The organism is Microbacterium lacusdiani (assembly GCF_054779895.1).
In genome coordinates this window covers 429,374-455,939 of record NZ_BAAGXJ010000003.1, presented here as the reverse complement: position 1 = coordinate 455,939, position 26,566 = coordinate 429,374, and the positions used below count along the sequence as shown (strand labels likewise).

Sequence of the window (26,566 nt, the reverse complement as noted above, 5' to 3'; positions counted from 1 at the left end):
GCCGCGCGGGCGGGGCGGCGCGCCGGAACTAGACTGGTGGGCGATGTCTTCTGCACCCGATCCCCGCACCACGACGGCCACCGGCGCCGACGTCCGCGTGCGCTTCTGCCCCTCGCCCACGGGACTGCCGCACGTCGGCCTGATCCGCACCGCCCTGTTCAACTGGGCCTACGCGCGCCACCACGGCGGCAAGCTCGTGTTCCGCATCGAGGACACGGATGCCGCGCGCGACAGCGAGGAGAGCTACCAGCAGCTGCTCGACGCGCTCCGCTGGCTGCACATCGACTGGGACGAGGGCGTCGAGGTCGGCGGCCCGCACGCGCCGTACCGCCAGTCGCAGCGGCACGACGTCTACCGCGAGGTGCTCGACAAGCTGATCGCGAGCGGCGCCGTGTACGAGAGCTTCTCGACCGCCGAGGAGATCGACGCGCGCAACGAGGCCAACGGCCGCGCGAAGCAGCTCGGCTACGACAACTTCGACCGCGACCTCACCGAGGAGCAGAAGGCCGCCTTCCGCGCGGAGGGCCGCCAGCCCGCGCTGCGCCTGCGCGTGCCGGACGACGAGGACCTCACGTTCGTCGACCTGATCCGCGGCGAGATCACGTTCCCGGCCGGGTCGTTCCCGGACTTCGTGATCGTCCGTCCCAACGGCGTGCCGCTGTACACGTTCGTGAACCCCGTGGACGACGCGCTCATGGGCATCACGCACGTGCTGCGCGGCGAGGACCTGATGCCCTCGACCGCCCGCCAGCTCGTGCTCTACCGCGCGCTGATCGACGCGGGCGTGACCAGCTTCATCCCGCGCTTCGGGCACATGCCGCTCGTGCTCGGCGACGGCACCAAGAAGCTGTCGAAGCGCGACCCGCGCGCCGACCTGTTCCTGCAGCGCGAGAAGGGCTTCATCCACGAGGGCCTGCTGAACTACCTGGCGCTGCTGGGCTGGTCGATCGGCCCCGACCGCGACGTGTTCTCGCTCGACGAGTTCGTCGCCGCGTTCGACATCGCCGACGTCAACCCGAACCCGGCCCGCTTCGACCAGAAGAAGGCCGAGTCGATCAACGGCGACCACATCAGGATGCTCGAGCCGGCGGACTTCGCCGAGCGCATCACGCCCTACCTCGTGAAGGCGGGCGTGGTGGGGGAGACGCCCACCGACGCGGAGCGCGAGCTGATCTCCAAGGCGGCCCCGCTGATCCAGGAGCGCCTGCCGCTCCTCGGCGACGCCCCGGGTCTGCTCGGGTTCCTGTTCGCCGAGTACGTCACCTATGACGAGGACGCGCGCGCCGGGCTGCCCGAGAACGCCGTCGAGGTGCTGAAGGCCTGTGCGTCGGCGCTCGAGGAGGTGCCCGAGGACGGCTTCCGGGCCGAGGCGATCCAGGCGGCCCTGTCCGCCGCCCTGATCGACGGTCTGGGTCTCAAGCCGCGTATCGCGTACGGTCCGCCGCGCGTCGCGATCTCCGGCCGCCGCGTCTCGCCGCCCCTGTTCGAGTCGATGGAGCTGCTCGGCAAGGCCGAGTCCATCCGCCGCCTCGTGGCGCTCGTGGAGGAGCTCTCCTGACGCGACACGCCATGGTGCGGCGTCCGGTTTGGCCGCTCCCGAGCTGTCGGGTAAGCTAGACCCTCGGTACGGCTTCGGCCGGACGCCCTTGGGGTATGGTGTAATTGGCAACACGGCTGATTCTGGTTCAGTTGTTCTTGGTTCGAGTCCAGGTACCCCAGCTTTAGAGAAACTCCCGGTCAGATGGAACTCTGACCGGGAGTTTCCGCGTTACCCGCGCTGGTTCAGGAAGCGTCGCGCAGGACCTCGCGCAGCGCCTCGTACTGCGCCTTGGGGTTGTCGTGCATGTCGTACAGCAGGCCCGCGCCCTGGCCGGTGAACCAGCCGGGGATCCACGAGTTGGCGTCCGAGACGCCCCAGACCGTGTACGAGTTGCACGCCTCGACCGCGAGGCAGTCCTCGAGGGTCTGCGCCCACCAGTCGATCTGCTGGGCCTCCTCGGCCGGGTCCGCCGGGGTGTTCGTGTAGGTCCCGTTCGGCTTCTGCGTGACGAACGTGCGCACGTCCACCTCGGTCATCGCGACCTCGAGGCCCAGGGCGGCGAACCGCTCCAGGTTGTTCCGCAGGTCGGGGTAGCCGTACTGCGTGTCCAGGTGACCCTGGAAGCCGACGCCCTCGATGGGCACTCCGTCGGCCAGCATGTCCTGCACGAACGTGTAGGCGAGGTTGCTCTTGGGGCCGGTGAACTCGAGGTTGTAGTCGTTGTAGAACAGCACCGCCTCGGGGTCGGCCTCCTTGGCCCAGCGGAACACGTCGGCGACGTACTGCTCGCCGGGCAGGCCGAGCTCCTCGTACGCCTGGTACCAGATCGTCTCGCGGAAGGTGCCGTTGTCGTCGATGACCTCGTTGACGACATCCCACTGCTGGATGTCGCCGGCGAAGTGCGCCGCGACCGTCTTGACGTGCTCCTCGAGGATGGCGCGCAGCTCCTCGGCGCTGTAGTCGCCGGTGGTCAGCCACGCCGGCAGCTGGTTGTGCCACACGAGCGTGTGCCCACGCACGACCTGGCCGTTGGCCTCGGCGTTGGCGATGAGCGCCTCCGCGGCCTCCCAGTCGTAGACGCCGGGCTGCGGGTTCAGGGCCTCCCACTTCATGACGTTCTCGGCCGTCACGCTCGAGTACTGGGTGTTCACGATGTTGCGGTACTTGACGTCGCTTGCGAGCAGGTCGGTGTTCACGGCCACGCCGATCTCGATTCCGGCGGCCTCGGCGAGTGCGCGCAGGGTGTTCTCGCCGATCGCCGCCGAGTGCTCGGAGGCGTTCGGGTCGGCGGGCGGGGCCGGTGCGGCGAGGGCCGCGCTCGGGGCCAGTGCCACTGAGGCCAGCGCCAGGGCGGCGCCGACGAGCAGGGGGCGGGTGGTGCGCATGAATGCTCCTTTGCATCGGGGGTGGTCGCCGGGACGCGTTGCCGATCCGGCGACTGTCGTATGGTAGGCACCGATAAGTGGGCGATGTCAACAAATTCGTCACAACTCGGTCCGCGGTGGCGCCGATGCGGGGGAGCGCGCGAGTCGTGCGCGGGATCGGGTGATGGGGCGGGTGAGATCCGGCGTCCGTCCGGCGCGCGGCCGGTGAGGCGACTTGGCTGAGCTCGTGCGGAGCCGCCGCGAGAGCAGCGGCCGCCGGTCGTCATCGTCGACGGCATAGGTCGTGCCGTATCAGCACGGCGGCTCCCGCATCTGTGCAGATGACGCGGGCCGTCCCCCTCGGCCCCACGGAGAGAGCAGGGACTATGAAGAGGACGATGACGGGCTGTGCCGTCGCGCTCATGCTGATGCTGGCGGGCGCGGGTGCCGCGCACGCGGGCGAGGTGAACGGCAACGGCGACCCGAACGAAGGGCCCGGGCACGCCGCGTCGGAGTGCGTGTACTCCGGCCTGGACACGGCGGACGCCGTGGAAGGCAACCCTCCCGGCTTCGACGACGACATGCTGGCGATGCGGGGCAACCAGAGCCCGGGCGGCAAGGACCGGTACCACGGCGTGCAGAGCTTCGGCATCTACGCGAGCGCCGGCATCGATCTGGGCGTGAACCCCGGCATGGCATGCCGCGGCGGCGGCCACGCGGAGTGATCCGCGGGACGCGCCGACTCGGCTGATCAGAGCGGAGCCCCCGGCCGGACCTCGATCCGACCGGGGGCTCCGCTGCGTCCCTGCGATGCTCACCGCATCGTGAGCGCCTCCATGTAGATCGCGATGACCGTCTCGATGTGCGCGTCGAAGAACCGGTCGATGCCCTTGGCGTCGGACAGCAGGTACTCCGGCACGTCTCCCTTCGGGATCGTGAAGCGGCCGAAGAGCGCGAAGCTGTCCGGCACGCCGCGCGCGTCGGCCTCGGCCAGCGCCCAGGCCAGCTGGGAGTCCGTCAGGGGCGGCACGCCGATCTCGCCGGGCGCCGAGAGGAAGAGCTCCGACAGCTGAACGTAGAACCAGTTGCCCGAGTGCGCGGCGCCGACGCTGCCCTGATCGGAGCGCTTGACGACGTAGCACTCGTGGGCCGAGGCGGCCCCGGTGCCGGCGAAGACGAGACCGAGTGCCAGCGCGGCCGTGGCCGTGGTCGTGACGAGGGACTTGCGGATCATGGGTGGTGCTCCTGCTTCATCGAAGGTGATGCCGACGGGCGGCGGTCGCCGCCGTCGGGCCCGGGCCGCGACGGCGGCCCGGGGTGGAGGAGCGGCCTCCGTGCGGACAGATACATCCGGATCCGGCGGACATCGCCGGGCCGCCGAGCGACGTTCCCGAGGAGGGCGGCTCAGCGGGTCGCGCCCAGCCGCCCGGAGAGCTCGTGCGCGTGCGCGAGCAGGATGCGGCCGAGGGCGGGGATGCGCTCGCGGGAGAAGCGGAACTCGACACCCGTCAGGCTGAGGGCGTACTCCGGCCGGCCCTGGCGGTCGAACACGGCGGCACCCATGCCCCAGCTGCCCTCGACGATCAGGCCGGGGTTGACCGCGTATCCCTGGTCCCGGGTGGCGGCGCGTCGCTCCCGGAGGTGTTCCACATCGTGGGCGGGCCCCCACTGATCGCCGAGCTCCGGGTGGCGTGCGAGGTACGCCTCCGCCTCGGCGTCCGGCAGGTAGGCGAGGATCGCGGTTCCGGCGGAGGCCACACCCAGGGGGAAGCGCACGCCCTCGCTCAGCACGAACGAGCGGATGGGGAACGCACCCTCCTCGCGCAGCAGGCACACCGTCTCGTCGCCGCGTCGCACCGACAGGAACGCGCTCTCCTCGGTGCGGGTGGCGAGCGAGCGCACGATGTCGCGCGCGACTGCCGTCACGTCGTACCGCGCGGCGGCGACGGTGCCCATGACGTACAGCTCGGGGCCCGGCAGCCAGCGCCCGGTCTCGTCGTCGCGGTCGACCATGCCGGCCGCGCGCAGTGCGCCGAGCAGCCGGTGCGCGGTGGCGCGGGACAGGCCGGCGTCGCGAGCGAGCTCGTGCGAGGTGCGCCCCTCCACGCCCGCCGCGGTGACGAGCCGCAGCAGATCGGTCGCGCGGGTCACGGCCTGGGTGCCGGGGATGACGGCGCCGCGAGCCTCGGCCTGTTCGCTGCGGCGGGTGTCCACGATGTGGACGCTATCGCCGGGTTGGCCCACATCGCAAGACGCCGGTTGCCTCCCGCCGGAGGACGGGGCAGTGTCGGATCGATACCCGATCAGGGACACGACGAAGGAGTCATGGGTGATCGACAAGACCATCGCGTCCGCCGCCGACGCGGTCGCCGACATCCCCGACGGCGCGAGCCTCGCGGTGGGCGGGTTCGGCCTCTCGGGCAATCCGACGCAGCTCATCCAGGCGCTGCTCGAGCAGGGGACGACGGACCTCGAGATCGTGTCGAACAACTGCGGCGTGGACGACTGGGGCCTCGGGGTGCTGCTGGCCGCTCACCGGATCCGCCGGATCACCGCGTCGTACGTCGGCGAGAACAAGGAGTTCGAGCGACAGTTCCTCTCCGGCGAGCTCGAGGTCGAGCTGACCCCGCAGGGCACGCTCGCCGAGAAGCTCCGTGCGGGCGGGTCCGGCATCGCCGCGTTCTACACGCCGACGGGCGTCGGGACGCAGGTCGCCGAGGGCGGGCTGCCCCGGAAGTACGACGGCTCGGGCGGGGTGGCGATCGCGAGCCCGCGCAAGGACACCCGCACGTTCGCGGTGAACGGCGTCGAGCGCGAGTACGCGCTCGAGGAGGCGATCGTCACCGACTTCGCGCTCGTGCACGCACTGAAGGGCGACCGGCACGGCAACCTCGTGTTCAACAAGGCCGCGCGCAACTTCAACCCGATCGCCGCCATGGCGGGGCGGGTGTGCGTCGCCCAGGTGGAGCGGCTCGTGGAGCCGGGCGAGCTCGACCCCGACGAGATCCACCTGCCGGGCGTGTTCGTGCACCGGATCGTCGAGGTCGGCGGCGACATCGAGAAGCGCATCGAGAAGCGCACCGTGCGCGCGAGCGAGGAGAACTGACATGGCGCTGACACGCGACCAGATGGCGGCCCGCGCGGCGCGCGAGCTCGCGGACGGGCAGTACGTGAACCTGGGCATCGGCCTGCCGACGCTCGTGCCGAACTTCGTGCCCGAGGGCATGACGCTGGTGCTCCAGTCGGAGAACGGCATCCTCGGCGTCGGGCCGTACCCGGCCGAGGACGCGGTCGACCCGGACCTGATCAACGCGGGCAAGGAGACGGTCACGGTCCTTCCCGGGGCCGCGTTCTTCGACTCGGCGACGAGCTTCGGCATGATCCGCGGCGGCAAGATCGACGCCGCCATCCTCGGCGCCATGCAGGTCTCCGCCCGCGGGGACCTCGCGAACTGGATGATCCCCGGCAAGATGGTCAAGGGCCCGGGCGGCGCCATGGACCTCGTGCACGGCGCGGGACGCGTGATCGTCCTGATGGAGCACGTCGCGAGGGACGGATCGCCGAAGATCGTGAACGAGTGCTCGCTGCCGCTGACCGGGCGCGGCGTCGTCGACCGGATCGTCACCGACCTCGCCGTGATCGACGTCACGGCGGAGGGGCTCGTGCTGATCGAGACGGCGCCCGGGGTTACCGTGGAAGAGGTCATCGCGGCGACGGAGCCCGCGCTGATCGTCGCCGTCGAGGAGGACGTCGCATGAACGGATCCGACATCGTCATCGTCGCTGCGGCGCGCACGCCGCAGGGTCGCCTGCGCGGGCAGCTCGCCTCGTTCTCGGCGCCCCAGCTGGGGGCCCTCGCGCTCCGCGGCGCGCTCGAGCGCGCGGGCATCGCGGCCGAGGAGATCGACGCGGTCATCCTCGGTCAGGTCCTGCCCGCCGGATCCGGGCAGAACCCAGCCCGCCAGGCCGCGATCGGGGCCGGCATCGGATGGGATGTGCCCGCCCAGGCGGTCAACAAGGTCTGCCTGTCCGGGCTGACCGCCGTGATCGACGCCGCGCGCATGATCACCCTGGGCGACGCCACGGTCGTGGTCGCCGGCGGCATGGAGTCCATGACGCAGGCGCCGCACCTGCTTCCCGGATCGCGGGTCGGCCATGCCTACGGATCGATCGAGCTGCTCGACCACATGGCCTACGACGGGCTCACCGACGCGTACGACGGCGAGAGCATGGGCGCGTCCACCGAGCGTCACAACGCGCGGTTCGGTCTGACGCGCGCGCAGCAGGACGAGGTGGCGGCGCTCTCGCACCAGCGCGTCGCGGCGGCCCAGGAGGCGGGCCTGTTCGACGCCGAGATCGTGCCGGTCGAGGTGCCGCAGCGCAAGGGCGACCCGGTCATGCTCACGCGGGACGAGGGCGTCCGCCCCGACACGACCGTCGAGTCGCTCGCCGCCCTGCGCCCCGCCTTCGCGCCGGATGGCGCGATCACCGCGGGCAACTCGTCGCAGATCTCGGATGGCGCGGCGGCGGTGGTGCTCACCACGCGGGCGCATGCCGCCGAGCGCGGGTGGCCGGTGCTCGCCGCCCTGGGCGCGTGGGCGCAGACCGCCGGGCCGGACAACTCGCTGCAGGCGCAGCCGGCGCAGGCCCTCCGCCGCGCCTGCGATCGCCAGGGCATCGCGGTCGCCGACCTGGACATCGTCGAGATCAACGAGGCGTTCGGCGCGGTGGTGGCGCACTCGCAGGCGGAGCTCGGCGTCTCGAGCGAGGTCGTCAATCCGCACGGCGGAGGCATCGCGCTCGGACATCCGATCGGCGCCTCCGGCGCGCGCCTCGTCGTCCACGCCGCCCACGAGCTCGCACGGCGCGGCTCCGGGATGGCCGCGGTGTCGCTGTGCGGCGGCGGGGGACAGGGCGACGCGCTCATCCTGGTGCGCTGACCAGTGGCGCTCCTCCGATCGATTCTTTCGGGACAGCGCGGATCCTAGCGCTGAGTCGTTAGTGGACCTAATGTTCCCGTAACCTTGACATCATGGGGGTACTTCACTATGGAACCGAGTCTTCACCGATCCACATCGACGACCGAGCGCTCGCGCACCTGAAGGTCGTCATCGTCAGCAAGCTGCGTCGCCAGGAGAGCTTCACCGTCTCGTGGCAGCACCCGGAGGAGGACGGTGCCGGGCGCAGCACGATCTGGGTGCACCCGTCGATCCCGGTCCGCTTCGAGTTCGACGACGCCGTGTCGGTGGAGCTGAACCGCGAGTGGCTGGAGGAGCTGGCTCACTCGGCCAACGCGCTGGGCGGGATCGCGCTCGTCTCCGAGCACGTCAACTCCGAGCCCGAGCCGACCGCGCGCGCCGGCGATGTCGTCACCGCGGCCTGAGGCGCGGCCGAGCGGCGTCGCGCCGCTCACATGTACATGAACGGCGCCGACTGCACCCGCAGCTCGATCCCGCCGGCCGCGTGCGAGGCGCCGACCCACGTCTCGGCCTCGATGGCCAGCTCCTCGCGCGCGACCAGATCGCCCTCGACGATCTCGAGCACGTGCGCCCCGGGCTCGACCTCGAACTCGAGCGCCTCGGCGAGCCCGATCTGGTAGCGCGTCCTGGGGCGCAGGTCGGCCAGGAGGGACCCGTCGAGGCGGACCTCGACGGGCTGGCCCTCCCAGCCGTTCTGCAGCTCCACGTGGAGTGCGGTCACTTCTTCGTCGTCCCCTTCGATGATCCGCCCGTCCGGCGCCGGCTCGCGGCCGGCTTCGACGCGGTGCGCGACGCGGATGACCGGGATCGCCCCGACGGCGCGAGCGACGCCGCCGTGGCCGCGACCTCGTCCAGGACGCGGGGGAGCACCCCGCGGGCGGCGAACACGTCGTGCATCGACATCTGCAGCTCGGCGGCCTCGCCGGTCGCGCCCTCGCGGGCCACGTCCTGCGTGAACGCGTCGACCAGGTCGTGCACGCGGATGTGACCGAGCGACTCGGCCGCCTCGGCGCTCGCGAGGGTCGCGGAAGCGACCTGCAGCGCCTCGTCGACGTCGGCCTTGCGCGTGCGCACCCGGCCGCCGGCCTCCGCGAGCGACGCGGCCGATCCGCCTTCCGGGATCTCGAGCAGCTTGTAGTCGCGCGCGAGCGGACGCGCGATCGCGACCGCCGCATGGATCGCGGCGCGCGAGCCCGGCAGGCGGTCGATCGTCTCGCGGAGGGTGTCCTTCGCGGAGGCGTCGATCTCGGTGCCCGCGAACGCCAGCGCCCGGCCGACGCCCTCGCTGAGGAAGTCTCCCGCGAGCTGCGCCTCCTCGAACGACCGCGGCGGCGCGACCTTGAGCGAGAACGGCTCGGACCGCACGGGATGCCCGTCGATCTCGACGACCGCCACCACGCGGTACTCGCCGGGCTCCGACACATCCCAGCCGTTCAGGCCCGCGAACACCGGCAGAGACGCGTACAGCGACTCGCCGGGGTTCAGCACGGTGGCCTTCGACTCGGTGCAGGTGCGGGCGAACGGCACCCACTGCCGCGCGTCCTTCCCGTGCGCCGACACGATGGTCAGGATGTGCTGGGGGTTCAGGACGTCGCCGGGCACGATCTTCGGGGCGCCGCTCGTGTTGGTCAGCTTCACCTCGAGCACGACGGGCTCGAGGAAGTCGAACACGGCCCTCTCGCGGTTGGCGCGCACCTCGAAGCGGTACTCGGCGGGAGGCAGCATGCCGAACGCCTGCTCGAACGCGTGGTGGTCGAACCAGTCCGCATTGCCCATCTGCACGAACCGCGACGGCGCGTGGCGCAGGAACAGCAGCTCCTCGTTCGAGAACCGGTACGCGAAGTCGGAGAAGAACGCCGCCTGACCTCCCGACACGAAGTACGGGTAGTTCATGAACGAGCGCGCCTCCGGCTGGTCGGAGAGCGGGATCCACGGCGTGCCGAGGGACTTCTGCCACGAGTGCGCGAGGTTGAACGCGTGCCCCATCTCGTGCACGGCCGTCCAGAACCGCATGCGGCGATCCCAGGCGTCCGGGGCCGCATCTCCGGCGGGGATGTCGCGGATGAACGAGTCCGTGAAGATCGCGGTGCCCTGCCGGTGATTCGGCCCGATGTCGTCGAACATGATGCCCCCGAGGCTGTGACCCCGGTCGTGCTGCCGTGCCCAGAACGTCCACAGGGACCACTGCGGCGCGTTCGCGAAGCGCGACCAGTAGGTCTGCATCGCGTCGTGCATCTCGGCGTCGCTCCAGGTGCTGTTCGCCCCCGCGCCGCTCACCGGCACCGTGCCGTCCGGGGCCCGCTTCACATCGAATCCCGCGCGACGGAAGACGTCGTCGATCGACAGCGACTCGTTCGCGAGCGACGCGGGGCGGTTCGGGTGGTCGTGCGTGCCGATCTCGAACACCGGCTCGGCGTCGCTCGTGGAGTCGAACTCGAACTCGACGCGGTGGAAGTACGGCGTCGTGAAGGAGTACACCCGGGTCAGGCTGGCTCCGCTCCTGCTGCTGTAGACGACGACGGCCTTGCCGCCGCCCGCCAGCAGCGACGGCGTCGCCTTGATGTCGACGTGGTCGAACGCGAATCCCGCGGGCCCGTAGCCGTCGGTGTACGTGATCGGACCGGCGTACCGCCAGCTGCCGATCCGGGCGATGCTCGCGATCCAGGTGCGCGGCGTCGACAGCAGCGCGGTGCTGCGGCCGCTGGCCGTCATCTGCGGGAAGGACCCGTCGACGTCGAGCCGGAGCTCCTCGAACAGCAGCGCCGGGATGAACGCCGATCCGTGGTCGACGTCCGGCACGTCCTCCTCCACCTCGACGCCGCCGCCCGGCGTGGGGAGCGGCCCCTCGATGGGGATGCGCGGCGGGAACTTGATGGGGAGCCGCTCGGGCTGGAGCGGCGGGCCGAACCGCCGCCACGTGTACGTGCCGCTCACGCGCAGCCTCAGCGGGAACGGGATCCTCCCCAGCGGAAGGTCGCCGACGAGAAGCCGGTCGAGGTCGGCCGGCTCCGTTCCTTCGGCATCGATGATGGTCATGACTCCTCCTCGAGCGGCGAAGACGGCGGTCGTCCTCGTTGAGGGGGAGGAGGGGCGGTCCGAGCGGGGTGATACGGCGGGGCGACCTCCTCCGCGACGTCCCCCTTCGCGGCGTCGATGCGGTTGAATGAGCGCGTGGACGAAGACGTCGAGCTGGCCGCGCTGCGCCGCCGGGCCTACGGGCCGGACGCGGACATCGACGCGGCCGGGCTCGCCAGGCTGACGGAGCTCCAGAGCCGATCGCACGACATGCCCGACCTGGTCGAGGCCGTTCCCGCCGAGCTCCGCCCGGTTCCGGAAGCGGAGGCGGCCGCGGCGCCCGCGGCCGCGGCGTCCGATCCAGCGCCGGCGAGCGCGCCCACCCTGCGCGACCGCGTGCGGATCGGCTGGCCCCTGCTCCTGGCCGGTGCGCTCGGGGGCGCCGTCCTCGCGGGCGCGGTGGGCGCCGGGGCGTCCCAGTTCGACCGGCCCTACGCGACGCTCACCGCCCCCGCCGACGCCGAGCCCTCGGACCGCGGGCCGTTCGGCTCGGGCATCCCGTACGGGACGGTCGGCGAGATCGAGGTCGGCACGTCCGTCCAGGCCGGCGAGCCGTGCCTCTGGCTCCGCGTGCCGATCGAGTTCGCCGACGGCTTCTTCGGGGACGAGATGACCGAGCCGATCGAGTTCGCGGACTGCGCGCCGGAGCCGTTCATCCCTCGCCTGCGGCTGACGGTGGGCGCGATGAACGGCGGCTGGGGCTCCACCTTCCCCGTGACGGCCGACGCGTTCCCGGATGTCCCCGCGGGGTCGTCCCTGGAGTTCTCGCTGCGCGACGACGTCGTGATCGTGCGCCTCGCCGAACCGGCGACCCCCAGCCCGGCCCAGGACCCGGCAGACGGCGCGACGTAGGTCAGACGTCGAGGCTCTGCCCGGGCTCGAGCGCGTGGAACACGCCGCCGTTCTGCTCGGTGGCCCACTGCATCCGGCTCAGGTGCATCTTCCGGCCCGTGACGGACAGGGTCATGTCGTGCGTGCCGAAGGCGCGGCGCGGCTTGACGTCGAGGATGAAGTCCATGGCGTCGCCGAGCCGCAGCCACGGGGCGCCGGTCGGCGCGGCCAGCGTTCCGACCTCCACGCCGTCCGGCACGGTGAACGAGTCGCCCGGGTAGTACAGCTCGTCGTTGACGAGCACCCCCACGTTGTCGATCACGGGGATGCTCGAGTGGATGGGCTCGTGCACGCCGCCGAAGAACCGCAGCGAGAACGCGCCGATCGTGAGCTCGTCGCCGGGCAGCACGACGGCCGGATGACGATCCTCGATCTGGGCCGCGACCGCGGCGGTCGTGTAGATCGGCACGTCCGGCGCGGCCGTGAAGATGCGCGCGAGGTTGTCGGCGGTCCAGTGGTCGGCGTGCTCGTGCGTGATCACGATCGCGTCGAGGGCGTGCAGATCGCCCAGGGCCGTCGTGAACGACCCGGGGTCGATCAGCAGCGTGCGCCCCTCTGCCTCGATGCGGAGGAGGGCGTGCTCGTGCTTCGTGATGCGCATGTCAGAAGTCAACCATCCGAGGTCCGCGGCCGGCGCGGATCGGTGGGGATGACGCGTCGGGAGGGCGCGACACGCGCGGGATGCGTCTCCGGGCCGCCTCGATTTGTTCACCGCCCGGACCTCGTGCCATACTCTTCTAGTTGCCGGAAACGGGAACGGGATCCGAAAGGGTCCGAAGTACGGCCCCATCGTATAGCGGCCTAGTACGCCGCCCTCTCACGGCGGTAACGCGGGTTCGAATCCCGCTGGGGTCACACACAACGCAGGAAGCCCGGTCCGAATGGACCGGGCTTCCTGCGTTCGGCGTAGCATCAGCGCCCGAGGATGCGGTCGCGCACCTGGCGACGCAGCACCTTGCCGATCAGCGAGCGCGGCAGGTCATCCATCACGACGATCCGTCGCGGCACCTTGTACGCGGCCAGGTGCAGGCGGCAGAAGTCGCGGAGCGCGTCGGGCTCGATGGCCGCGCCGTCCCGCAGGACCACGGCCGCCGCCACGGCCTCGCCGCCCTCGCCGCGGGGCACGGCCACGACCGCGGCCGCGGAGACGTCGGGGTGGGACTCGAGGGTCTGCTCCACCTCGGTCGGCGAGACGTTGAACCCGCCCGTGATGATCAGCTCCTTGAGCCGGTCGACGATCGTCACGAACCCGTCCGGCGACACGGTCGCGACGTCGCCGGTGCGCAGCCAGCCGTCCGGCAGGAGCGCGGCGGCCGTCTCGTCGGGACGCCGCCAGTAGCCCCGGAACACCTGCGGGCCGCGCACGAGCAGCTCACCCGGCTCGCCCGGAGGCACGTCCTTCGCGGGATCGTCGGTGTCGACCACCCGGATCTCGGTGCTCGGGAACGGGACGCCGACCGTGCCGGGCCGGCGGGTCGGCCCCATGGGATTGCCGAGCGCGACCGGCGAGCTCTCGGTCATCCCGTACCCCTCGACCAGCAGGCCGCCCGACGCGTCCTCCCAGCGGTCCACGGTGGCCACCGGCAGGCTCATCGCGCCCGAGATCGCGAACCGGATGCTCGTGACGTCGATCCTGCCGTGCGCCGCGGCTCGCGCCAGCGCGTCGTAGATCGGGGGGACGGCCGGGAGGAACGTGGGCGGGCTCTTGCGCGCAGCCTCGGCGACGAGGTCGACGTCGAAGGTCGGGAACAGGACGAGCCTCGCCCCGATGCTCAGGGCGAACGTCAGGCACAGCGTCATGCCGTACGCGTGGAAGAGCGGCAGCACGCCGTAGAACGTCTCGGCGCCCTGCCGCAGCCCGGGCACCCACGCCTCGCCCTGCATCGCGTTCGCACGGAGGTTGCGGTGCGTGAGCATGGCGCCCTTCGGGGTGCCCGTCGTGCCGCTCGTGTACTGCAGCAGCGCGATGTCGTCCAGGCCCGGGCCGGACACGCGGCGCGACAGGCGCCGGCCGCCCGTGAGGTCCGCCCAGGTCAGCACGCGGCGGGCCTTCGGCTTCGCGGTCAGCTTCGCTCGCGCGTCGCGCGCCCTGCGGATCGGCAGCCGCAGGGCGAGCCGCTTGCCGAACGGCAGGGCCTCGGTGAGATCGACGCTCACGATCACGTCCGGGCGCACGTCCGACGGGAACTCCGCGACGGTGTCGTAGGCCTTGTCCCACACGATCGCGTGGCGGGCGCCGTGGTCCTCGAACTGATGGCGCAGCTCGCGCGCCGTGTAGAGCGGGTTGTGCTCGACGACGATCGCGCCCAGCCGCAGCACGGCGTAGAACGCGACGACGTGCTGCGGGCAGTTCGGCAGGACGATCGCCACGCGGTCGCCCTTCGTCACCCCGCGCCGGCGCAGCCCCTCGGCCGCCAGCGCGACCTCCCGCCCGAGCTCCCGGTAGGTCGTGGTCGCGCCGAAGAACTCCAGTGCGGTGGCGCCCCGGTACCGCCGCACGCTCGCGTCGAGCATCTCCGGCAGCGTCTGGGTGACCTCGCCGATCTCGGCCGGCACCTCCGGCGGGTAGGCGGCGAGCCAGGGCTTCGACGCGTACGGGTGGGATGCGGTCACGGGTCCTCCTCGGATCGGGGGCGGGTGGCACACACTACGGTGCCGCCTCATGCGATCGCTCGTGAGGGGGTTGACGCGCGGCCCGACCTCAGCGGAGGAGATCTCCACCGATCCGGATGCTTCCGCCTCGGAACCTCCGAATCGGTGGATTCCTCCTCGCTCGGCGGCGTCCTAGTCTCCGGCCTCCTCGACCCGCGCGCCCCGGCGACGCCGCGCCGCGCGCAGGATCGCCCACACGATCAGCCACGCCAGGCCGATCACGGCGAGCCAGGGGAGCAGGAAGCCCAGCGCGATCACGATGCCGTTCAGCGTGGCGAGCAGGCCGTTCCAGCCGGCCTCCAGGCCGTCCCCGAAGCCGGCCGGGTCGGGCTCGACCGGCGGCGCCTCCTCGGTCAGGGTGACCGAGAGCGTCGACATCGCCACCTGGCTCTCGTAGTACTCGAGCTGCTGCTCGAGCGACTCGAGCTCGGCCTGACGGGCCGAGAGCTGCGCCTCGACCTCGACGAGGTCGGCCACGCTGCCGGACTGCTCCAGCAGCGCGGTGAGCCGCTCGACGGACGCCCGTGCGGCATCGATCCGGGCGCGCAGGTCGCGCGTGACGGTCGACACGTCCTCGGTGCCGACGCGGGTGCCGGTCACCTCGCCCACGTCGTCGAGCCGCGCCATGACGGCGTCGAGCCGATCCGCCGGGACCCGGATGGACACCCAGCCGCCGTTCGGCGGCACCGGGATGTACTCGGTCACGACGCCGTCCTCGGTCGTGCGCGTCGCGTCCTCGCCGATCGACAGGCTCTCGACCCAGCCGTCGAACTCGGTCGCGAGCGCCGAGATCTCGTCGGCCGCGGCCGACGCGTCGTCGACCACGATCGTCGCGCTGCCGGTGCGGATGACCTCGCGCGCGACCTCGCCGGCGTCGTCCGCGGCGCCCGGCTGGACCGCGCTGTCCTCGGCCGTCCCGGCGTCCGGTGCGGGCGCGCCCTCGGGGACAGCGCCCGACTCGCCACCGCCGGACTCGGCGCCGTCGCGCGACAGGGTCACGCCGGAGTCCGCGCCGCTCCCGGCCCCGCCGATGCCCTGCAGCACGGCGGGGGAGATCACGGCCGCCACCGCCACGATGGCCGCCGCCGCGCCCACGCCCTGCCACACGCGGCGCCTCCGACGCGCGCCGGAGCGCACCTCGCGCCGCTCGCGGCCGATCGCGTCGAACACGCGGGTCTCGATCCGCGCGAGCGTCTCGTCGGACACCTCGGGCAGGACGTCGTCCCGCCGGGTCTCGTTCTCGCTCATCGCGCTTCCTCCGTCTCTCTGGCGACGCCCCGCAGTCTGCTGCGGATGCGGGAGAGACGATTCCGGACGACCCCGTGCGCGACGCCGAGCTCGTCGGCGGCCGCCTGATACGCGTAGCCCTCGCCGATGCAGAGCCGGAAGATGCGCTGGTCGATGGGGCTCAGGCCCTCGACCTCGCGGAGGATCCGGTCGGCGAGGTCGGCGTCGATCACCTGCTGCAGCACGTCGGCGTCGAGGTCGGGCTGGCGCTCGTCGAGCGCGTCGGCCTCGGCCCGGCGCCGCGCCCGCAGCCGGTTGGCGGCCTGGAAGCGGCAGATGGTCGCGAGCCACGGCAGCAGCGAGTCGCCCGCGAGCTCGAGGCCGCGGAGCTTGCGCCACGCCACCACGAACGTCTCCTGCGTGACGTCCTCGGCGTCGGCCGCGGAGCGCAGCAGGCCGTGCGCGATCCAGTAGACGGGCCGCGCGTGCCGCCGGTACAGCAGCCGGAACGCGTGCTCCATCCCGTCCGCCGCCCGCGCGACGAGCTCGGCGTCGCTCATGGTGTCGCTCATCGCACCGCCATCCGGTCCCGGCGCCCGGCGGGCGCCTGTGTCGTCTCTCACCATGTCAGTGTCCGGATGCCGCCGATCGTCTCGGTTCCGTATCGGATCGGCGCGCATCGGCGGCGCGGGCGGCCGGGTATCCTGGAGACGCGAGAGGGAGTATCCCGACAACGCGCGCTCGTCATCACGGATCTCGACGGTGGGATCCCGGGCCCGCACCGCACGCGCCTCGGGCGCAGCGCGGGGGAGAGACTCTCGACGCATCCCCGTGCCTGCTGAAGGCCGTATCGAAAGGCCCTGAATGGACCTCGCTCTGCCCGTGTGGTTCGAGGTCGGCTCGCTCGTCGTGCTGACCGCGATCCTGATCCTCGACCTGCTTCTCATCCTGAAGCGGCCGCACATCCCCTCCACGAAGGAGTCGACCCTCTGGGTCGTCTTCTACATCGTGCTCGCGCTGATCTTCGCGGTGCTGATGTGGGTGTTCGCCGGCGCGACGCCCGCGCAGGAGTTCCTGCTCGGCTGGATGACCGAGTACAGCCTGTCGATCGACAACCTGTTCGTCTTCGTGCTGATCATGACCCAGTTCGCGGTGCCCCGGAAGCTCCAGCAGGAGGTGCTGATGGTGGGCATCATCATCGCGCTCGTGCTGCGCGGTGCGTTCATCCTGCTGGGTGCGGCCCTGATCGAGAACTTCTCCTGGATCTTCTACGTCTTCGGCGCGTTCCTCGTGTACACGGCGATCCGCCAGGCGATGCCCGAGAAGCTCGAGGAGGACGAGAAGCAGGAGACCGTGATCGTCCGGTTCCTCCGCCGCTTCGTCGACATCAGCGACCACTACGACGGCGCCAAGCTGCGCACCGTGGTGGACGGCAAGCGCCACTTCACCCCGATGCTGCTCGTCTTCGTCGCGATCGGCGTGACCGACCTGATGTTCGCGATCGACTCGATCCCGGCGATCTACGGCCTCACGCAGAGCCCGTTCATCGTGTTCACGGCGAACATCTTCGCCCTCATGGGCCTCCGCCAGCTCTACTTCCTGCTGGGCGACCTGCTCGAGAAGCTGCGCTACCTGCACTACGGCGTGGCGTTCATCCTGGCGTTCATCGGCGTGAAGCTGTTCCTGCACGCGATGCACGTCAACGAGCTCCCGTTCATCAACGGCGGCCACCACATCGAGTGGGCGCCCGAGATCAACAACTGGGTCTCGCTCGGCGTGATCGTCGCGTCCATGGCCGTGGCCACCGTCGCGAGCCTCATCGCCTCGTCGCGCGAGAAGCGCACGGAGTCGATCCAGCGCTGACGTCGGCCGGCTCGAGCCGGTCGCATGAGCGATCTGACACGCGGCGCGGGGATCTGCTGAGAGAGCGGATCTCCGCGCCGCGTCCGTCTGTGCACTCTGCGCGCGAAACGTCCCCTCTGCGTGCAGGATGTTACGCTGGAGACATGCGGTTCGCGGGCCTCCTTCTTCTTCTGCGCCGCGACGGGAATCTGCTCTAGGCCTTCCCCGTCGCGGAGTTCGTCGAGGCCGACATCCGACGACGCAAGGAGAAAGACCCCATGAGCACCACCGAATTCCCCGCCGATCCGGCCGCCATCCCGGACCGCCCTCGCACGCTCGCCGAGAAGGTGTGGGACGACCACCTGGTCGTCAAGGGCGAGGACGGCCAGCCCGATCTGATCTACATCGACCTGCACCTGGTCCACGAGGTCACGAGCCCGCAGGCGTTCGACGGCCTGCGCGCCGAGGGGCGCCCCGTGCGCCGTCTCGACCTGACGATCGCGACCGAGGACCACAACACCCCGACGATCGACATCGACAAGCCGATCGCCGACCTCACCAGCCGCACCCAGATCGAGACGCTGCGCCGCAACGCCGAGGAGTTCGGCGTCCGCATCCACTCGCTGGGCGACAAGGAGCAGGGCATCGTCCACGTCGTCGGCCCGCAGCTGGGGCTGACGATGCCGGGCATCACGGTCGTGTGCGGCGACAGCCACACCTCGACGCACGGCGCGTTCGGCGCCATGGCGTTCGGCATCGGCACGAGCGAGGTCGAGCACGTCCTGGCGACGCAGACGCTGCCGCTGAAGCCGTTCAAGACCATGGCGATCACGGTCGAGGGCGAGCTGAAGCCCGGTGTGACGGCCAAGGACATCATCCTGGCCGTGATCGCGAAGATCGGCACGGGCGGCGGCCAGGGCTACGTCCTGGAGTACCGCGGCAGCGCCATCCGCTCGCTCTCGATGGAGGGCCGGATGACGATCTGCAACATGTCGATCGAGGCCGGCGCCCGTGCGGGCATGGTCGCGCCCGACGACATCACGTTCGAGTACCTGAAGGGCCGCCCGCACGCCCCGCAGGGTCAGGACTGGGACGACGCGGTCGCGTACTGGCGCACGCTGCCCACCGACGAGGGCGCCGTGTTCGACGCCGAGGTGTTCATCGACGCGAACGAGCTGGAGCCGTTCGTCACGTGGGGCACCAACCCGGGGCAGGGCGTGTCGCTGAGCGACGCCGTGCCGGCTCCCGAGTCGTTCACCGACCCGAACGAGCGCGCGGCCGCCGAGCGGGCGCTGCAGTACATGGACCTGACTCCGGGCACCCCCATGAAGGAGGTGCCGGTCGACGCGGTCTTCATGGGCTCGTGCACCAACAGCCGGATCGAGGACCTGCGCGCGTTCGCGTCGGTCATCAAGGGCCGCAGGAAGGCCGAGGGCGTGCGCGTCATGGTCGTGCCGGGCTCGGCCCGCGTGCGCCTGGAGGCGGAGGCCGAGGGCATCGACAAGATCGTCACGGAGTTCGGCGGGGAGTGGCGCTTCGCCGGCTGCTCGATGTGCCTGGGCATGAACCCCGACCAGCTGGCTCCGGGGGAGCGCTGCGCCTCGACCAGCAACCGAAACTTCGAGGGCCGGCAGGGCAAGGGCGGCCGCACCCACCTGGTGTCCCCGCTCGTCGCCGCGGCCACCGCGGTGCGGGGCACGCTGTCCAGCCCCTCCGACCTGGAGCCGGTCGACGGCGCCGAGGTCGCCACGACGCAGTTCGCGCAGACCGGGGCGGAGGCCTGACATGGAGAAGTTCACGACGCACACCGGTGTCGCCGCGCCCCTGAAGCGCTCGAACGTCGACACCGACCAGATCATCCCGGCCGTCTACCTGAAGCGCGTCACCAAGACGGGCTTCGAGGACGCGCTGTTCGCGGGCTGGCGGCAGGACCCCGAGTTCGTCCTGAACCAGGAGCCGTTCCGCGCGGCGTCCATCCTGGTGGCCGGCCCGGACTTCGGCACCGGCTCGAGCCGCGAGCACGCCGTGTGGGCGCTGCGCGACTACGGCTTCAAGGTCGTGCTGAGCCCCCGCTTCGCGGACATCTTCCGCGGCAACTCGGGCAAGCAGGGCCTGCTGACGGGCGTGATCGCCGAGGACGACCTGGAGCGCTTCTGGGCCGCGATCGACGCGCAGCCGGGCGTCGAGATGACGGTCGACCTGGTGGCGCGAACCGCCACTGTCGGGGACTTCACGGCCGGTTTCGACATCGACGATTACACTAGGTGGCGGCTCCTCGAAGGGCTCGACGACATCGGGCTCACGCTGCGCAACGAGGACAGGATCGCGCAGTTCGAGGCCCGCCGCGAGGCGTGGAGGCCCCGGACCATCCCGGTCCTGTGACCTCGGGGCAACCGCCCCGCGACGATCGTCAGCACCCCCGGGCGCCGAGGATCCGGCCCGCCTCGTGACCGAATGCGGCTCGTGCCGCGAAGACCCTAGTGAGGCACCACCACATGACACTTCTCGGCGACGCGCATACTCCCGGAACCCCGGCCCCTCTGGCCGGTGAAGTGCTCGAGATCCGCGGCGGCCGGCCTCTGAAGGGTCAGGTCGACGTGCGCGGGGCCAAGAACCTCGCGACCAAGGCCATGGTCGCGTCGCTCCTGGGCGAGACGCCCAGCGTGCTGCGCGACGTGCCCGCGATCCGCGACGTCGAGGTGGTGCGCTCGCTGCTCGAGGTGCACGGCGTGCACGTGAGCGAGGGCGAGGAGCCCGGCTCGCTCGTGCTCGACCCCGCCGACGCCAAGTCGGCGAACTTCGAGGAGATCGACGCGCACGCCGGCTCGTCGCGCATCCCGATCCTGTTCTGCGGCCCGCTGCTGCACCTGCTGGGTCAGGCGTTCATCCCCGACCTCGGCGGGTGCCGCATCGGCGACCGCCCGATCGACTTCCACCTCGACGCGCTGCGCCGCTTCGGCGCGATCGTCGACAAGCAGCCCAGCGGCATCCGCCTGTCGGCGCCCGAGGGTCTGCACGGCGCGAACATCGAGCTGCCGTACCCGAGCGTCGGCGCCACGGAGCAGGTGCTGCTCACGGCCGTGCGCGCCAAGGGCGTCACCGAGCTGCGCAACGCCGCGATCGAGCCCGAGATCATGGACCTGATCGGCGTGCTGCAGAAGATGGGCGCGATCATCTCCTACGAGCCCAACCGGGTCATCTTCATCGAGGGCGTGGACGAGCTGCGCGGCTACGACCACCGCTCGCTGTTCGACCGCAACGAGGCCGCGTCGTGGGCGTGCGCGGCGCTGGCCACCGACGGCGACATCTTCGTCAAGGGCGCCCGCCAGTACGAGATGCTCACGTTCCTCAACGTGTACCGCAAGGTCGGCGGCGACTTCGACATCACCGACGACGGCATCCGCTTCCGTCGCGGCAGCGCGCCGCTCAAGCCCGTGATCGTCGAGACCGACGTGCACCCCGGCTTCATGACCGACTGGCAGCAGCCGCTCATCGTCGCCCTGACGCAGGCCAACGGCCAGTCGATCGTCCACGAGACCGTGTACGAGAACCGCCTGGGCTTCACGCACGCGCTGAACCAGATGGGCGCCGACATCGTCGTGCACCCCAAGGGCCTCGACGGCCCCTACCGTCGTGTGCCGCGCCGCGAGCTCGAGCAGGCGGCCGTCATCAACGGCCCGACGCCGCTGCACGCCGCGGACATCGTCGTGCCCGACCTGCGCGGCGGCTACGCGTACGTCATCGCGGCCCTCGCGGCCGAGGGGACGTCGCGTGTCTCGGGCGTCGGCATCATCAGCCGCGGCTACGAGAAGTTCTTCGACAAGCTCACGGCGCTCGGCGCCGACTTCGACGTCGTCGGCTGAGCGGGGCGGGGATGAGCTCCTCGGAGAAGAGCCGGCCGAGCTGGTTCTGGCCGCTCGCGGCGATCGTGATCCCGGCCGTCGGCCTGATGGCGCGGATCCGGATCGCCGGCGCGGAGAAGATGCCGCGCGACGGCGCGTACATCCTCGCGCCCAACCACGTCAGCGAGCTGGATCCGCTGATGGTCGCGGTCGCCGTGTGGCGGATGGGCCGCGCGCCGCGGTTCATGGCCAAGGACAGCCTGTTCCGCGTGCCCGTGCTCGGCGCCGCCCTTCGGGCGACCGGCATGGTTCCCGTGGCGCGCACGTCGTCGCGTGACGGCGCCGCGCAGACCATGGCGCAGGCGACCGCGCTCGTGAAGGACGGCCGCGGCGTGATCGTGTACCCCGAGGGCACGCTCACGCGCGACCCGCACCTGTGGCCCATGCGCGGCAAGTCCGGCGCCGCGCGCCTCGCGCTCGCGGGCGACCTCCCGCTCATCCCCGTCGCGCACTGGGGGGTCCAGGACATCATGGGCCGCTACGCGAAGGGTCTCAGCCTCTGGCCGCCGCGCAAGCTCGTGCGCATGGCCGTCGGCGACCCCGTGGACCTGTCCGATCTGAAGGACCGCCCGACGGACCCGGCGGCCATCGCGGAGGCGACGTCGCGCCTCATGGCGGCGATCACCGCGCTGCTCGAGGGCATCCGCGGCGAGAAGGCTCCCGACGAGCGCTGGGACCCGTCCTCGCACGGCCAGTCCGAGACGGGCCGCCTGTGAGCCGCCGCGTCGACGCCCCCAAGGTCGTCGTGGTCGGCGCCGGCAGCTGGGGCACCACTTTCGGCAAGGTGCTGGCCGACGGCGGCGCCCAGGTCATGATGTGGGCGCGCCGCGCCGAGCTCGCGCACGAGATCGACGAGGCCAAGCGCAACTCGAAGTACCTGCCGGGCATCAACCTGCCGCGCACGCTGCACGCCACGCACGACCTGCGCAGGGCGCTCGACGGCGCCACCCAGGTGTACCTCTCGGTGCCGAGCCAGTCCGCGCGCGAGACGCTGCGGGCCCTCCGCCCGCACGTGCGCGACGAGTCCGTGCCGATCGTGAGCCTGATGAAAGGCGTCGAGAAGAAGACCGGGCTGCGGATGAGCCAGGTCATCGAGCAGGAGCTGCACTGCGACCCGCTGCGCATCGCGGTGGCGAGCGGGCCGAACCTGGCGCTCGAGATCGCGCGGGAGCAGCCGACGGCCGCCGTCATCGCGTCCAGCAGCCAGGAGACCGCGGACGCCGTCGCACGCCGCGCGCGCAACACCTACTTCCGGTCCTTCGTCAACACCGACGTGATCGGCACCGAGTTCGGCGGCGTGCTCAAGAACCTCATCGCGGTCGCGATCGGCATCGTGGACGGCGTCGGCTACGGCGAGAACACGAAGGCGTCGATCATCACGCGCGGCCTGGTGGAGATGACCGACTTCGCCGTCGCGTACGGCGCGCAGCCCGGCACCCTGCAAGGGCTGGCCGGACTGGGCGACCTCATCGCCACGTGCCAGTCGCCGCTCAGCCGCAACAACACCGCCGGGCGCCTGCTGGGCCAGGGGTACACGTTCCAGGACGTCGTTCGCCAGATGGACCAGACGGCCGAGGGACTCGGATCGGTCGCGCCGATCCTTCAGCTCGCCAAGGAGGCGGGCGTCGAGATGCCGATCGTGCAGCAGGTCAAGATGGTGCTGGACGGCACCATGAACCCGCGCGAGATCGCGCCTCATCTCACGACAGACGACGACACGCCGCAGGGCGAAGGGACGCAGAATGGCCAGCACGACCGTGGCGGTGCTCTTCGGAGGGCGATCGAGCGAGCACTCGATCTCCTCCGCGACGGCGGGCGGGGTCCTCGGAGCGATCGACCGTGACCGCTTCCGCGTGATCCCGGTCGGGATCACGCGCGACGGCCTCTTCGTGCTGGAGCAGGACGAACCGGCTCGCTTCGCGCTGGACGCCGCCAAGCTGCCCGAGGTCGTGGACAACGGAACGCGCATCCTGTGGCCCTCGTCGGCGGGCGACCGCACGCTGCGCGTGGTGCGCGCGGACGGCGCGGTCGAGGACCTCGGCGAGGTCGACGTGGTCCTGCCCATCCTGCACGGCCTGCACGGCGAGGACGGCACCATCCAGGGCTTCCTCGACATCCTCGAGCTGCCCTACGCGGGCGGCGGCGTGCTCGACTCGGCGCTGTGCATGGACAAGCACTTCATGAAGGTCGCCCTTCAGGCCGAGGGCCTGCCTGTCGCGCCGTGGGTCACGGTGCGCGGCGCGCGCTGGGCGGCCGACGCCGATGGCGTGCGCGCCGACATCGAGGCGCTGGGCTACCCCGTGTTCGTGAAGCCGGCCCGCGCGGGCTCGAGCGTGGGCGTGTCGAAGGCCCATGACGAGAGCGAGCTCGACGACGCCATGCGCGTCGCCCTGGCCGAGGACGACAAGGTGCTGATCGAGACGGGGATCGTCGGCCGCGAGATCGAGGTCGCGATCCTCGAGGGCCGCGACGGGCGCCGCCCGCGCGCGTCGCTGCCGGGGGAGATCGTGCTGACCACGCGCGAGTTCTACGACTTCGAGGGCAAGTACCTGGGCGGCGACGGCGCCGAGGTCGTGTGCCCCGCGACGCTCACCGAGGACGAGACCGAGCGCATCCGCGAGACCGGCCGCCGGGCGTTCGAGGCGGTCGACGGCCGTGGGCTCGCGCGCGTGGACGTGTTCCTCACCGCGGACGGCGAGGTCGTCATCAACGAGCTCAACACCATGCCGGGCTTCACGCCGATCTCGATGTACCCCAAGTGCTGGATCGCCTCCGGGATGACCTACGGGGAGCTCATCACCGAGCTCATCGAGCTCGGCCTGGCCCGCGCCGCCTGACCCGGGCGGGGCGCGGCCGCGCGGCGTCGGCTACTCGTCGACCTTCGTGGCCTCGTCGGGGTCGACGCACCGGCTCTCGGCGGGGATGGACGACACCAGGCGGCTGACGGCGGCCAGCACCTGATCGGGGCTGATGCGGCTCGTGTCGACGTAGACCTGCGTCGCCGGCGTGCGGCCGTAGCTCGTGATGCGCTGCATCGGCAGGGCCTCGGGATCGACGATCCAGTCCACGCCGTCGAAGGTCACGCACTGCAGGGTCGTGGGTCCGGGGGGAGTGACGCCGCAGCTCAGGATGACCGCCGTGCCCTCCTCGTCCGCCCACGCGCCGGTCGACTGGGCGTCGGTCCAGCGGCGCTCCAGGTGCTGGATCGCGTCGGGCAGGCGCACGGTGACGTCCGCGCACAGCGGGTCGTTCGCATCCTGCGCCGCCTCGAGATGGACGGTCGCGGCGCATCCGGACAGGCCGAGGGTGAGCACGAGCGCGGCCGCTGCGGCGAATCGACGGATCACCCGAAGAGTCTAGATCCGGCATCCTGGGCGTCCGGTCGGGGCCTCGAAACCGCAACGCCGCGCCGAGACTGCAACGCCGCGCTGAGACCGCCGCGGGCCACTGCACTCTCAGCGCGGAGTTGCAGTGTCGGGGACCGCCGCGCATACGCTGAGGGGATGCACGACGCTCCCGCGCCCGAGACGGATCCCACGGTCGGCGAGCTCAGCGAGGCCGAGGTGCTGCGTCGCATCGCCGCCCGCACCGGACGTGCGGCGGCCGCGCACGTCGGGCCCGGTGACGACGCCGCGGTGGTCGCGGCGCCCAGCGGATCCGTCGTGGCGACCACCGACACGCTCGTGCACGGGCCGGACTTCCGGCTCGCGTGGTCGAGCGGCTACGACCTCGGCTGGAAGGCGGCGGCGGTGAACCTGGCCGACGTCGCCGCGATGGGCGCCCGTCCGACCGCGCTCCTGGTGGCCCTCGCGATGCCCAACGACACTCGGATCTCGTTCGTGGAGCGGCTCGCCGACGGCCTGCGCGAGGCGTGCGACGCGCTCGCCCCCGGCTGCGCGGTCGTGGGCGGCGACCTCACGGTGTCCGCCACGCTGACCGTCGCCGTCACGGCGCTCGGCGACCTCGAGGGACGCGACCCCGTGCTGCGCTCGGGCGCGCGTCCCGGCGACGTGGTCGCGCTCGCGGGCGAGCTCGGGATGGCGGCCCGCGGCCTCGCCGTGCTGTTCGGGCGTTTCCGCGACGCCGCAGGATCGCCCGTTCGGATCGATCCGGCCCGGGTCGCCGCGGGGGAGTCGGACGCCCTCGCCGCCCAGCTGCGACCCGTGCCGCCCATCGGGCTCGGCCCCATGGCCGCCGTCGCCGGGGCCACCGCGATGATGGACGTCTCGGACGGCCTGGGGCTCGACGCCCGCCGCATGGCCGACGCCTCAGGGGTCTCGATCGACCTCGATCGCGCCGCGCTCGGGGACGACCCGGTGACGGCGCTCGAGGGCGGCGAGGACCACGCGCTGCTCGCGACCTTCGCGGGCGACGCGATCGCGCCCGGATTCCGCCCGATCGGACGGGTCGTCGAGCGCGGCGAGGCGCCTGTGCTCGTGGGCGGGCTGCCGTACGCGGGCCCGGGCGGCTGGGACCCCTACCGCGACTGGGACTCGGCCGCCGGCTGACCCCACCACAGCGCGGTGTCGCCGTACGCGCGGTCGCGCAGCGGCTCGAGGCCGGCCGCGGCCCAGTCAGGGGCGCCCGAGCGCGAGGAGCGCTCCACGACCACGACGGCATCCGCCGACAGCAGCGGCGCGAGCGCCGCGAGCACCGCGTCGAGCTCGGCGCCGGGAAGGTCGTAGGGCGGATCCAGGAACGCCAGGTCGAACGGGCCGGTCGCACCGCGGAGCCACGTGCCGACCGCGGCGGCGTGCACGCGCACGGGCGGCGCGCCCCCGCCGATCGAGCGCCGCACGCCCTCCGCGTTGCGGCGCGCGATCGCGGCGGCCGGCTTGGCGCGCTCCACGAGGTCGACCGCCGCGGCGCCGCGGCTGGCCGCCTCGAGTCCCAGCGCGCCGGACCCCGCGTAGAGGTCGAGCACGCGCGCGCCGTCGAGCGCGCCGGCCACCTCGAGCGCGGCGAACAGCGACTCCCGCACGCGGTCGCTCGTCGGGCGCGTCCCCGCCGACGGCACGTCCAGCCGCACGCCGCCCGCGGCCCCGGCGATGATCCTCGTCACCCGTCCACGGTATCCGCTCGCCGGCCCGGCGCT

The 26,566-nt window shown here is 71.8% G+C and carries 26 protein-coding genes and 2 tRNA genes; 17 read left to right on the top strand and 11 right to left on the bottom strand.

All coding sequences use genetic code 11. The features are described from left to right. Window positions 1-43 precede the first annotated feature (43 nt). Both gltX and ACYVGN_RS04330 read left to right on the top strand, forming a co-directional pair. Window positions 44-1,558, top strand: coding sequence for a glutamate--tRNA ligase (gltX, locus tag ACYVGN_RS04335; RefSeq protein WP_460788990.1), 1,515 nt, complete (start codon window positions 44-46; stop codon window positions 1,556-1,558). A gap of 89 nt (window positions 1,559-1,647) precedes the next feature. Next, window positions 1,648-1,719 (top strand) — tRNA-Gln (locus ACYVGN_RS04330). A gap of 63 nt (window positions 1,720-1,782) precedes the next feature. Here ACYVGN_RS04330 and ACYVGN_RS04325 read toward each other — a convergent pair. Next, window positions 1,783-2,925 carry an endo-1,4-beta-xylanase gene (locus tag ACYVGN_RS04325; RefSeq protein ID WP_460788989.1) on the bottom strand — a complete coding sequence of 381 codons (1,143 nt, stop codon included), beginning with the start codon at window positions 2,923-2,925 and terminating at the stop codon, window positions 1,783-1,785. A 377-nt stretch (window positions 2,926-3,302) separates the two neighbouring features. Here ACYVGN_RS04325 and ACYVGN_RS04320 point away from each other — a divergent pair, with 377 nt between their 5' ends. Then, window positions 3,303-3,629: a hypothetical protein gene (locus tag ACYVGN_RS04320; protein WP_460788987.1), complete on the top strand. Its 327-nt coding sequence runs from the start codon at window positions 3,303-3,305 to the stop codon at window positions 3,627-3,629. An 89-nt stretch (window positions 3,630-3,718) separates the two neighbouring features. Here the strand turns inward: ACYVGN_RS04320 and ACYVGN_RS04315 are convergent, their stop codons facing one another. Further along, window positions 3,719-4,138: a hypothetical protein gene (locus ACYVGN_RS04315; protein ID WP_460788986.1), complete on the bottom strand. Its 420-nt coding sequence runs from the start codon at window positions 4,136-4,138 to the stop codon at window positions 3,719-3,721. A gap of 170 nt (window positions 4,139-4,308) precedes the next feature. Then, window positions 4,309-5,118 carry an IclR family transcriptional regulator gene (locus ACYVGN_RS04310; protein ID WP_460788984.1) on the bottom strand — a complete coding sequence of 270 codons (810 nt, stop codon included), beginning with the start codon at window positions 5,116-5,118 and terminating at the stop codon, window positions 4,309-4,311. A gap of 115 nt (window positions 5,119-5,233) precedes the next feature. Between ACYVGN_RS04310 and ACYVGN_RS04305 the strand changes: the two genes are divergently transcribed. The 4 genes from ACYVGN_RS04305 to ACYVGN_RS04290 all read left to right on the top strand — a co-directional run bounded on the left by ACYVGN_RS04305 (window position 5,234) and on the right by ACYVGN_RS04290 (window position 8,286). Then, on the top strand, window positions 5,234-6,010 hold the full coding sequence (locus tag ACYVGN_RS04305; protein ID WP_460788982.1) for a CoA transferase subunit A: 777 nt from the start codon (window positions 5,234-5,236) through the stop codon (window positions 6,008-6,010). A 1-nt stretch (window position 6,011) separates the two neighbouring features. Next, the gene (locus ACYVGN_RS04300) at window positions 6,012-6,662 is read left to right on the top strand and encodes a CoA transferase subunit B (protein ID WP_200941090.1); all 651 of its coding nucleotides are present in this window, start codon (window positions 6,012-6,014) and stop codon (window positions 6,660-6,662) included. After that, window positions 6,659-7,843 (top strand): acetyl-CoA C-acetyltransferase, encoded by a 1,185-nt coding sequence (locus ACYVGN_RS04295; protein ID WP_460788980.1) that lies wholly within the window; start codon window positions 6,659-6,661, stop codon window positions 7,841-7,843. The genes ACYVGN_RS04300 and ACYVGN_RS04295 overlap by 4 nt, the downstream gene beginning before the upstream one ends. A gap of 92 nt (window positions 7,844-7,935) precedes the next feature. Then, window positions 7,936-8,286: a DUF7882 family protein gene (locus ACYVGN_RS04290; RefSeq protein WP_460788978.1), complete on the top strand. Its 351-nt coding sequence runs from the start codon at window positions 7,936-7,938 to the stop codon at window positions 8,284-8,286. Window positions 8,287-8,312: 26 nt separating this feature from the next. On the opposite strand, the gene ACYVGN_RS04285 is transcribed toward ACYVGN_RS04290, so the two are convergent. Together ACYVGN_RS04285 and ACYVGN_RS04280 are read right to left on the bottom strand one after the other, a co-directional pair. Beyond that, window positions 8,313-8,603: a hypothetical protein gene (locus tag ACYVGN_RS04285; RefSeq protein ID WP_460788976.1), complete on the bottom strand. Its 291-nt coding sequence runs from the start codon at window positions 8,601-8,603 to the stop codon at window positions 8,313-8,315. Then, window positions 8,600-10,918, bottom strand: a complete 2,319-nt coding sequence (locus tag ACYVGN_RS04280; RefSeq protein WP_460788975.1) for a zinc metalloprotease — start codon at window positions 10,916-10,918, stop codon at window positions 8,600-8,602. The genes ACYVGN_RS04285 and ACYVGN_RS04280 overlap by 4 nt, the downstream gene beginning before the upstream one ends. Window positions 10,919-11,053: 135 nt before the next feature. Between ACYVGN_RS04280 and ACYVGN_RS04275 the strand changes: the two genes are divergently transcribed. After that, window positions 11,054-11,809: a hypothetical protein gene (locus ACYVGN_RS04275; RefSeq protein WP_460788973.1), complete on the top strand. Its 756-nt coding sequence runs from the start codon at window positions 11,054-11,056 to the stop codon at window positions 11,807-11,809. 1 nt (window position 11,810) lies between these two features. Here ACYVGN_RS04275 and ACYVGN_RS04270 read toward each other — a convergent pair whose 3' ends face one another. Further along, window positions 11,811-12,449 (bottom strand): MBL fold metallo-hydrolase, encoded by a 639-nt coding sequence (locus tag ACYVGN_RS04270; RefSeq protein ID WP_055990962.1) that lies wholly within the window; start codon window positions 12,447-12,449, stop codon window positions 11,811-11,813. Window positions 12,450-12,630: 181 nt separating this feature from the next. Between ACYVGN_RS04270 and ACYVGN_RS04265 the strand changes: the two genes are divergently transcribed. Continuing rightward, window positions 12,631-12,703, top strand: a tRNA-Glu gene (locus ACYVGN_RS04265). A gap of 57 nt (window positions 12,704-12,760) precedes the next feature. Here ACYVGN_RS04265 and ACYVGN_RS04260 read toward each other — a convergent pair. The 3 genes from ACYVGN_RS04260 to ACYVGN_RS04250 all read right to left on the bottom strand — a co-directional run bounded on the left by ACYVGN_RS04260 (window position 12,761) and on the right by ACYVGN_RS04250 (window position 16,299). Next, a complete protein-coding gene (locus ACYVGN_RS04260; protein WP_460788971.1) occupies window positions 12,761-14,512 on the bottom strand; it encodes a long-chain-fatty-acid--CoA ligase in 1,752 nt (583 codons plus the stop codon). 120 nt (window positions 14,513-14,632) lie between these two features. Then, window positions 14,633-15,748, bottom strand: a complete 1,116-nt coding sequence (locus ACYVGN_RS04255; protein ID WP_460788970.1) for a DUF4349 domain-containing protein — start codon at window positions 15,746-15,748, stop codon at window positions 14,633-14,635. Further along, window positions 15,745-16,299 carry an RNA polymerase sigma factor gene (locus ACYVGN_RS04250; protein ID WP_055990970.1) on the bottom strand — a complete coding sequence of 185 codons (555 nt, stop codon included), beginning with the start codon at window positions 16,297-16,299 and terminating at the stop codon, window positions 15,745-15,747. Before ACYVGN_RS04250 ends, ACYVGN_RS04255 begins: the two co-directional genes overlap by 4 nt. A gap of 292 nt (window positions 16,300-16,591) precedes the next feature. Here ACYVGN_RS04250 and ACYVGN_RS04245 point away from each other — a divergent pair, with 292 nt between their 5' ends. The 7 genes from ACYVGN_RS04245 to ACYVGN_RS04215 all read left to right on the top strand — a co-directional run bounded on the left by ACYVGN_RS04245 (window position 16,592) and on the right by ACYVGN_RS04215 (window position 24,308). Next, window positions 16,592-17,590 (top strand): TerC family protein, encoded by a 999-nt coding sequence (locus ACYVGN_RS04245; protein WP_055990973.1) that lies wholly within the window; start codon window positions 16,592-16,594, stop codon window positions 17,588-17,590. Between the two features lie 257 nt (window positions 17,591-17,847). Continuing rightward, window positions 17,848-19,353: a 3-isopropylmalate dehydratase large subunit gene (gene leuC, locus ACYVGN_RS04240; protein ID WP_134745217.1), complete on the top strand. Its 1,506-nt coding sequence runs from the start codon at window positions 17,848-17,850 to the stop codon at window positions 19,351-19,353. Window position 19,354: 1 nt separating this feature from the next. Next, window positions 19,355-19,951 (top strand): 3-isopropylmalate dehydratase small subunit, encoded by a 597-nt coding sequence (gene leuD / locus ACYVGN_RS04235; protein WP_055990980.1) that lies wholly within the window; start codon window positions 19,355-19,357, stop codon window positions 19,949-19,951. 113 nt (window positions 19,952-20,064) lie between these two features. Next, complete coding sequence (murA, locus tag ACYVGN_RS04230) at window positions 20,065-21,432, top strand: UDP-N-acetylglucosamine 1-carboxyvinyltransferase (RefSeq protein ID WP_055990983.1); 1,368 nt, start codon at window positions 20,065-20,067, stop codon at window positions 21,430-21,432. Between the two features lie 11 nt (window positions 21,433-21,443). After that, entirely contained in the window at window positions 21,444-22,187 is a 744-nt protein-coding gene (locus tag ACYVGN_RS04225) for a lysophospholipid acyltransferase family protein (RefSeq protein ID WP_055990986.1), read from the top strand. Then, window positions 22,184-23,314, top strand: a complete 1,131-nt coding sequence (locus ACYVGN_RS04220) for an NAD(P)H-dependent glycerol-3-phosphate dehydrogenase (protein ID WP_134745215.1) — start codon at window positions 22,184-22,186, stop codon at window positions 23,312-23,314. The genes ACYVGN_RS04225 and ACYVGN_RS04220 overlap by 4 nt, the downstream gene beginning before the upstream one ends. Next, on the top strand, window positions 23,214-24,308 hold the full coding sequence (locus tag ACYVGN_RS04215; protein ID WP_460788966.1) for a D-alanine--D-alanine ligase family protein: 1,095 nt from the start codon (window positions 23,214-23,216) through the stop codon (window positions 24,306-24,308). The genes ACYVGN_RS04220 and ACYVGN_RS04215 overlap by 101 nt, the downstream gene beginning before the upstream one ends. A gap of 30 nt (window positions 24,309-24,338) precedes the next feature. On the opposite strand, the gene ACYVGN_RS04210 is transcribed toward ACYVGN_RS04215, so the two are convergent. Beyond that, complete coding sequence (locus ACYVGN_RS04210; protein ID WP_460788965.1) at window positions 24,339-24,818, bottom strand: DUF3515 family protein; 480 nt, start codon at window positions 24,816-24,818, stop codon at window positions 24,339-24,341. 156 nt (window positions 24,819-24,974) lie between these two features. Here ACYVGN_RS04210 and thiL point away from each other — a divergent pair, with 156 nt between their 5' ends. Beyond that, window positions 24,975-25,979: a thiamine-phosphate kinase gene (gene thiL, locus ACYVGN_RS04205; protein WP_460788963.1), complete on the top strand. Its 1,005-nt coding sequence runs from the start codon at window positions 24,975-24,977 to the stop codon at window positions 25,977-25,979. On the opposite strand, the gene ACYVGN_RS04200 is transcribed toward thiL, so the two are convergent. Further along, a complete protein-coding gene (locus tag ACYVGN_RS04200; protein WP_460788962.1) occupies window positions 25,949-26,533 on the bottom strand; it encodes an RsmD family RNA methyltransferase in 585 nt (194 codons plus the stop codon). The two genes, thiL and ACYVGN_RS04200, sit on opposite strands and share 31 nt — an antisense overlap. Between the last annotated feature and the right edge of the window lie 33 nt (window positions 26,534-26,566).

What these genes read in the sequence shown, in the direction of transcription:
- gltX (WP_460788990.1), top strand. Translation starts at nt 44, where the DNA reads ATGTCTTCTGCACCCGATCCCCGCACCACGACGGCCACCGGCGCCGAC.
- ACYVGN_RS04325 (WP_460788989.1), bottom strand. Translation starts at nt 2,925, where the DNA reads ATGCGCACCACCCGCCCCCTGCTCGTCGGCGCCGCCCTGGCGCTGGCC.
- ACYVGN_RS04320 (WP_460788987.1), top strand. Translation starts at nt 3,303, where the DNA reads ATGACGGGCTGTGCCGTCGCGCTCATGCTGATGCTGGCGGGCGCGGGT.
- ACYVGN_RS04315 (WP_460788986.1), bottom strand. Translation starts at nt 4,138, where the DNA reads ATGATCCGCAAGTCCCTCGTCACGACCACGGCCACGGCCGCGCTGGCA.
- ACYVGN_RS04300 (WP_200941090.1), top strand. Translation starts at nt 6,012, where the DNA reads ATGGCGCTGACACGCGACCAGATGGCGGCCCGCGCGGCGCGCGAGCTC.
- ACYVGN_RS04295 (WP_460788980.1), top strand. Translation starts at nt 6,659, where the DNA reads ATGAACGGATCCGACATCGTCATCGTCGCTGCGGCGCGCACGCCGCAG.
- ACYVGN_RS04290 (WP_460788978.1), top strand. Translation starts at nt 7,936, where the DNA reads ATGGGGGTACTTCACTATGGAACCGAGTCTTCACCGATCCACATCGAC.
- ACYVGN_RS04280 (WP_460788975.1), bottom strand. Translation starts at nt 10,918, where the DNA reads ATGACCATCATCGATGCCGAAGGAACGGAGCCGGCCGACCTCGACCGG.
- ACYVGN_RS04270 (WP_055990962.1), bottom strand. Translation starts at nt 12,449, where the DNA reads ATGCGCATCACGAAGCACGAGCACGCCCTCCTCCGCATCGAGGCAGAG.
- ACYVGN_RS04260 (WP_460788971.1), bottom strand. Translation starts at nt 14,512, where the DNA reads ATGAGGCGGCACCGTAGTGTGTGCCACCCGCCCCCGATCCGAGGAGGA.
- ACYVGN_RS04255 (WP_460788970.1), bottom strand. Translation starts at nt 15,748, where the DNA reads ATGAGCGAGAACGAGACCCGGCGGGACGACGTCCTGCCCGAGGTGTCC.
- ACYVGN_RS04250 (WP_055990970.1), bottom strand. Translation starts at nt 16,299, where the DNA reads ATGAGCGACACCATGAGCGACGCCGAGCTCGTCGCGCGGGCGGCGGAC.
- ACYVGN_RS04245 (WP_055990973.1), top strand. Translation starts at nt 16,592, where the DNA reads ATGGACCTCGCTCTGCCCGTGTGGTTCGAGGTCGGCTCGCTCGTCGTG.
- leuC (WP_134745217.1), top strand. Translation starts at nt 17,848, where the DNA reads ATGAGCACCACCGAATTCCCCGCCGATCCGGCCGCCATCCCGGACCGC.
- leuD (WP_055990980.1), top strand. Translation starts at nt 19,355, where the DNA reads ATGGAGAAGTTCACGACGCACACCGGTGTCGCCGCGCCCCTGAAGCGC.
- murA (WP_055990983.1), top strand. Translation starts at nt 20,065, where the DNA reads ATGACACTTCTCGGCGACGCGCATACTCCCGGAACCCCGGCCCCTCTG.
- ACYVGN_RS04225 (WP_055990986.1), top strand. Translation starts at nt 21,444, where the DNA reads ATGAGCTCCTCGGAGAAGAGCCGGCCGAGCTGGTTCTGGCCGCTCGCG.
- ACYVGN_RS04215 (WP_460788966.1), top strand. Translation starts at nt 23,214, where the DNA reads ATGGCCAGCACGACCGTGGCGGTGCTCTTCGGAGGGCGATCGAGCGAG.
- thiL (WP_460788963.1), top strand. Translation starts at nt 24,975, where the DNA reads ATGCACGACGCTCCCGCGCCCGAGACGGATCCCACGGTCGGCGAGCTC.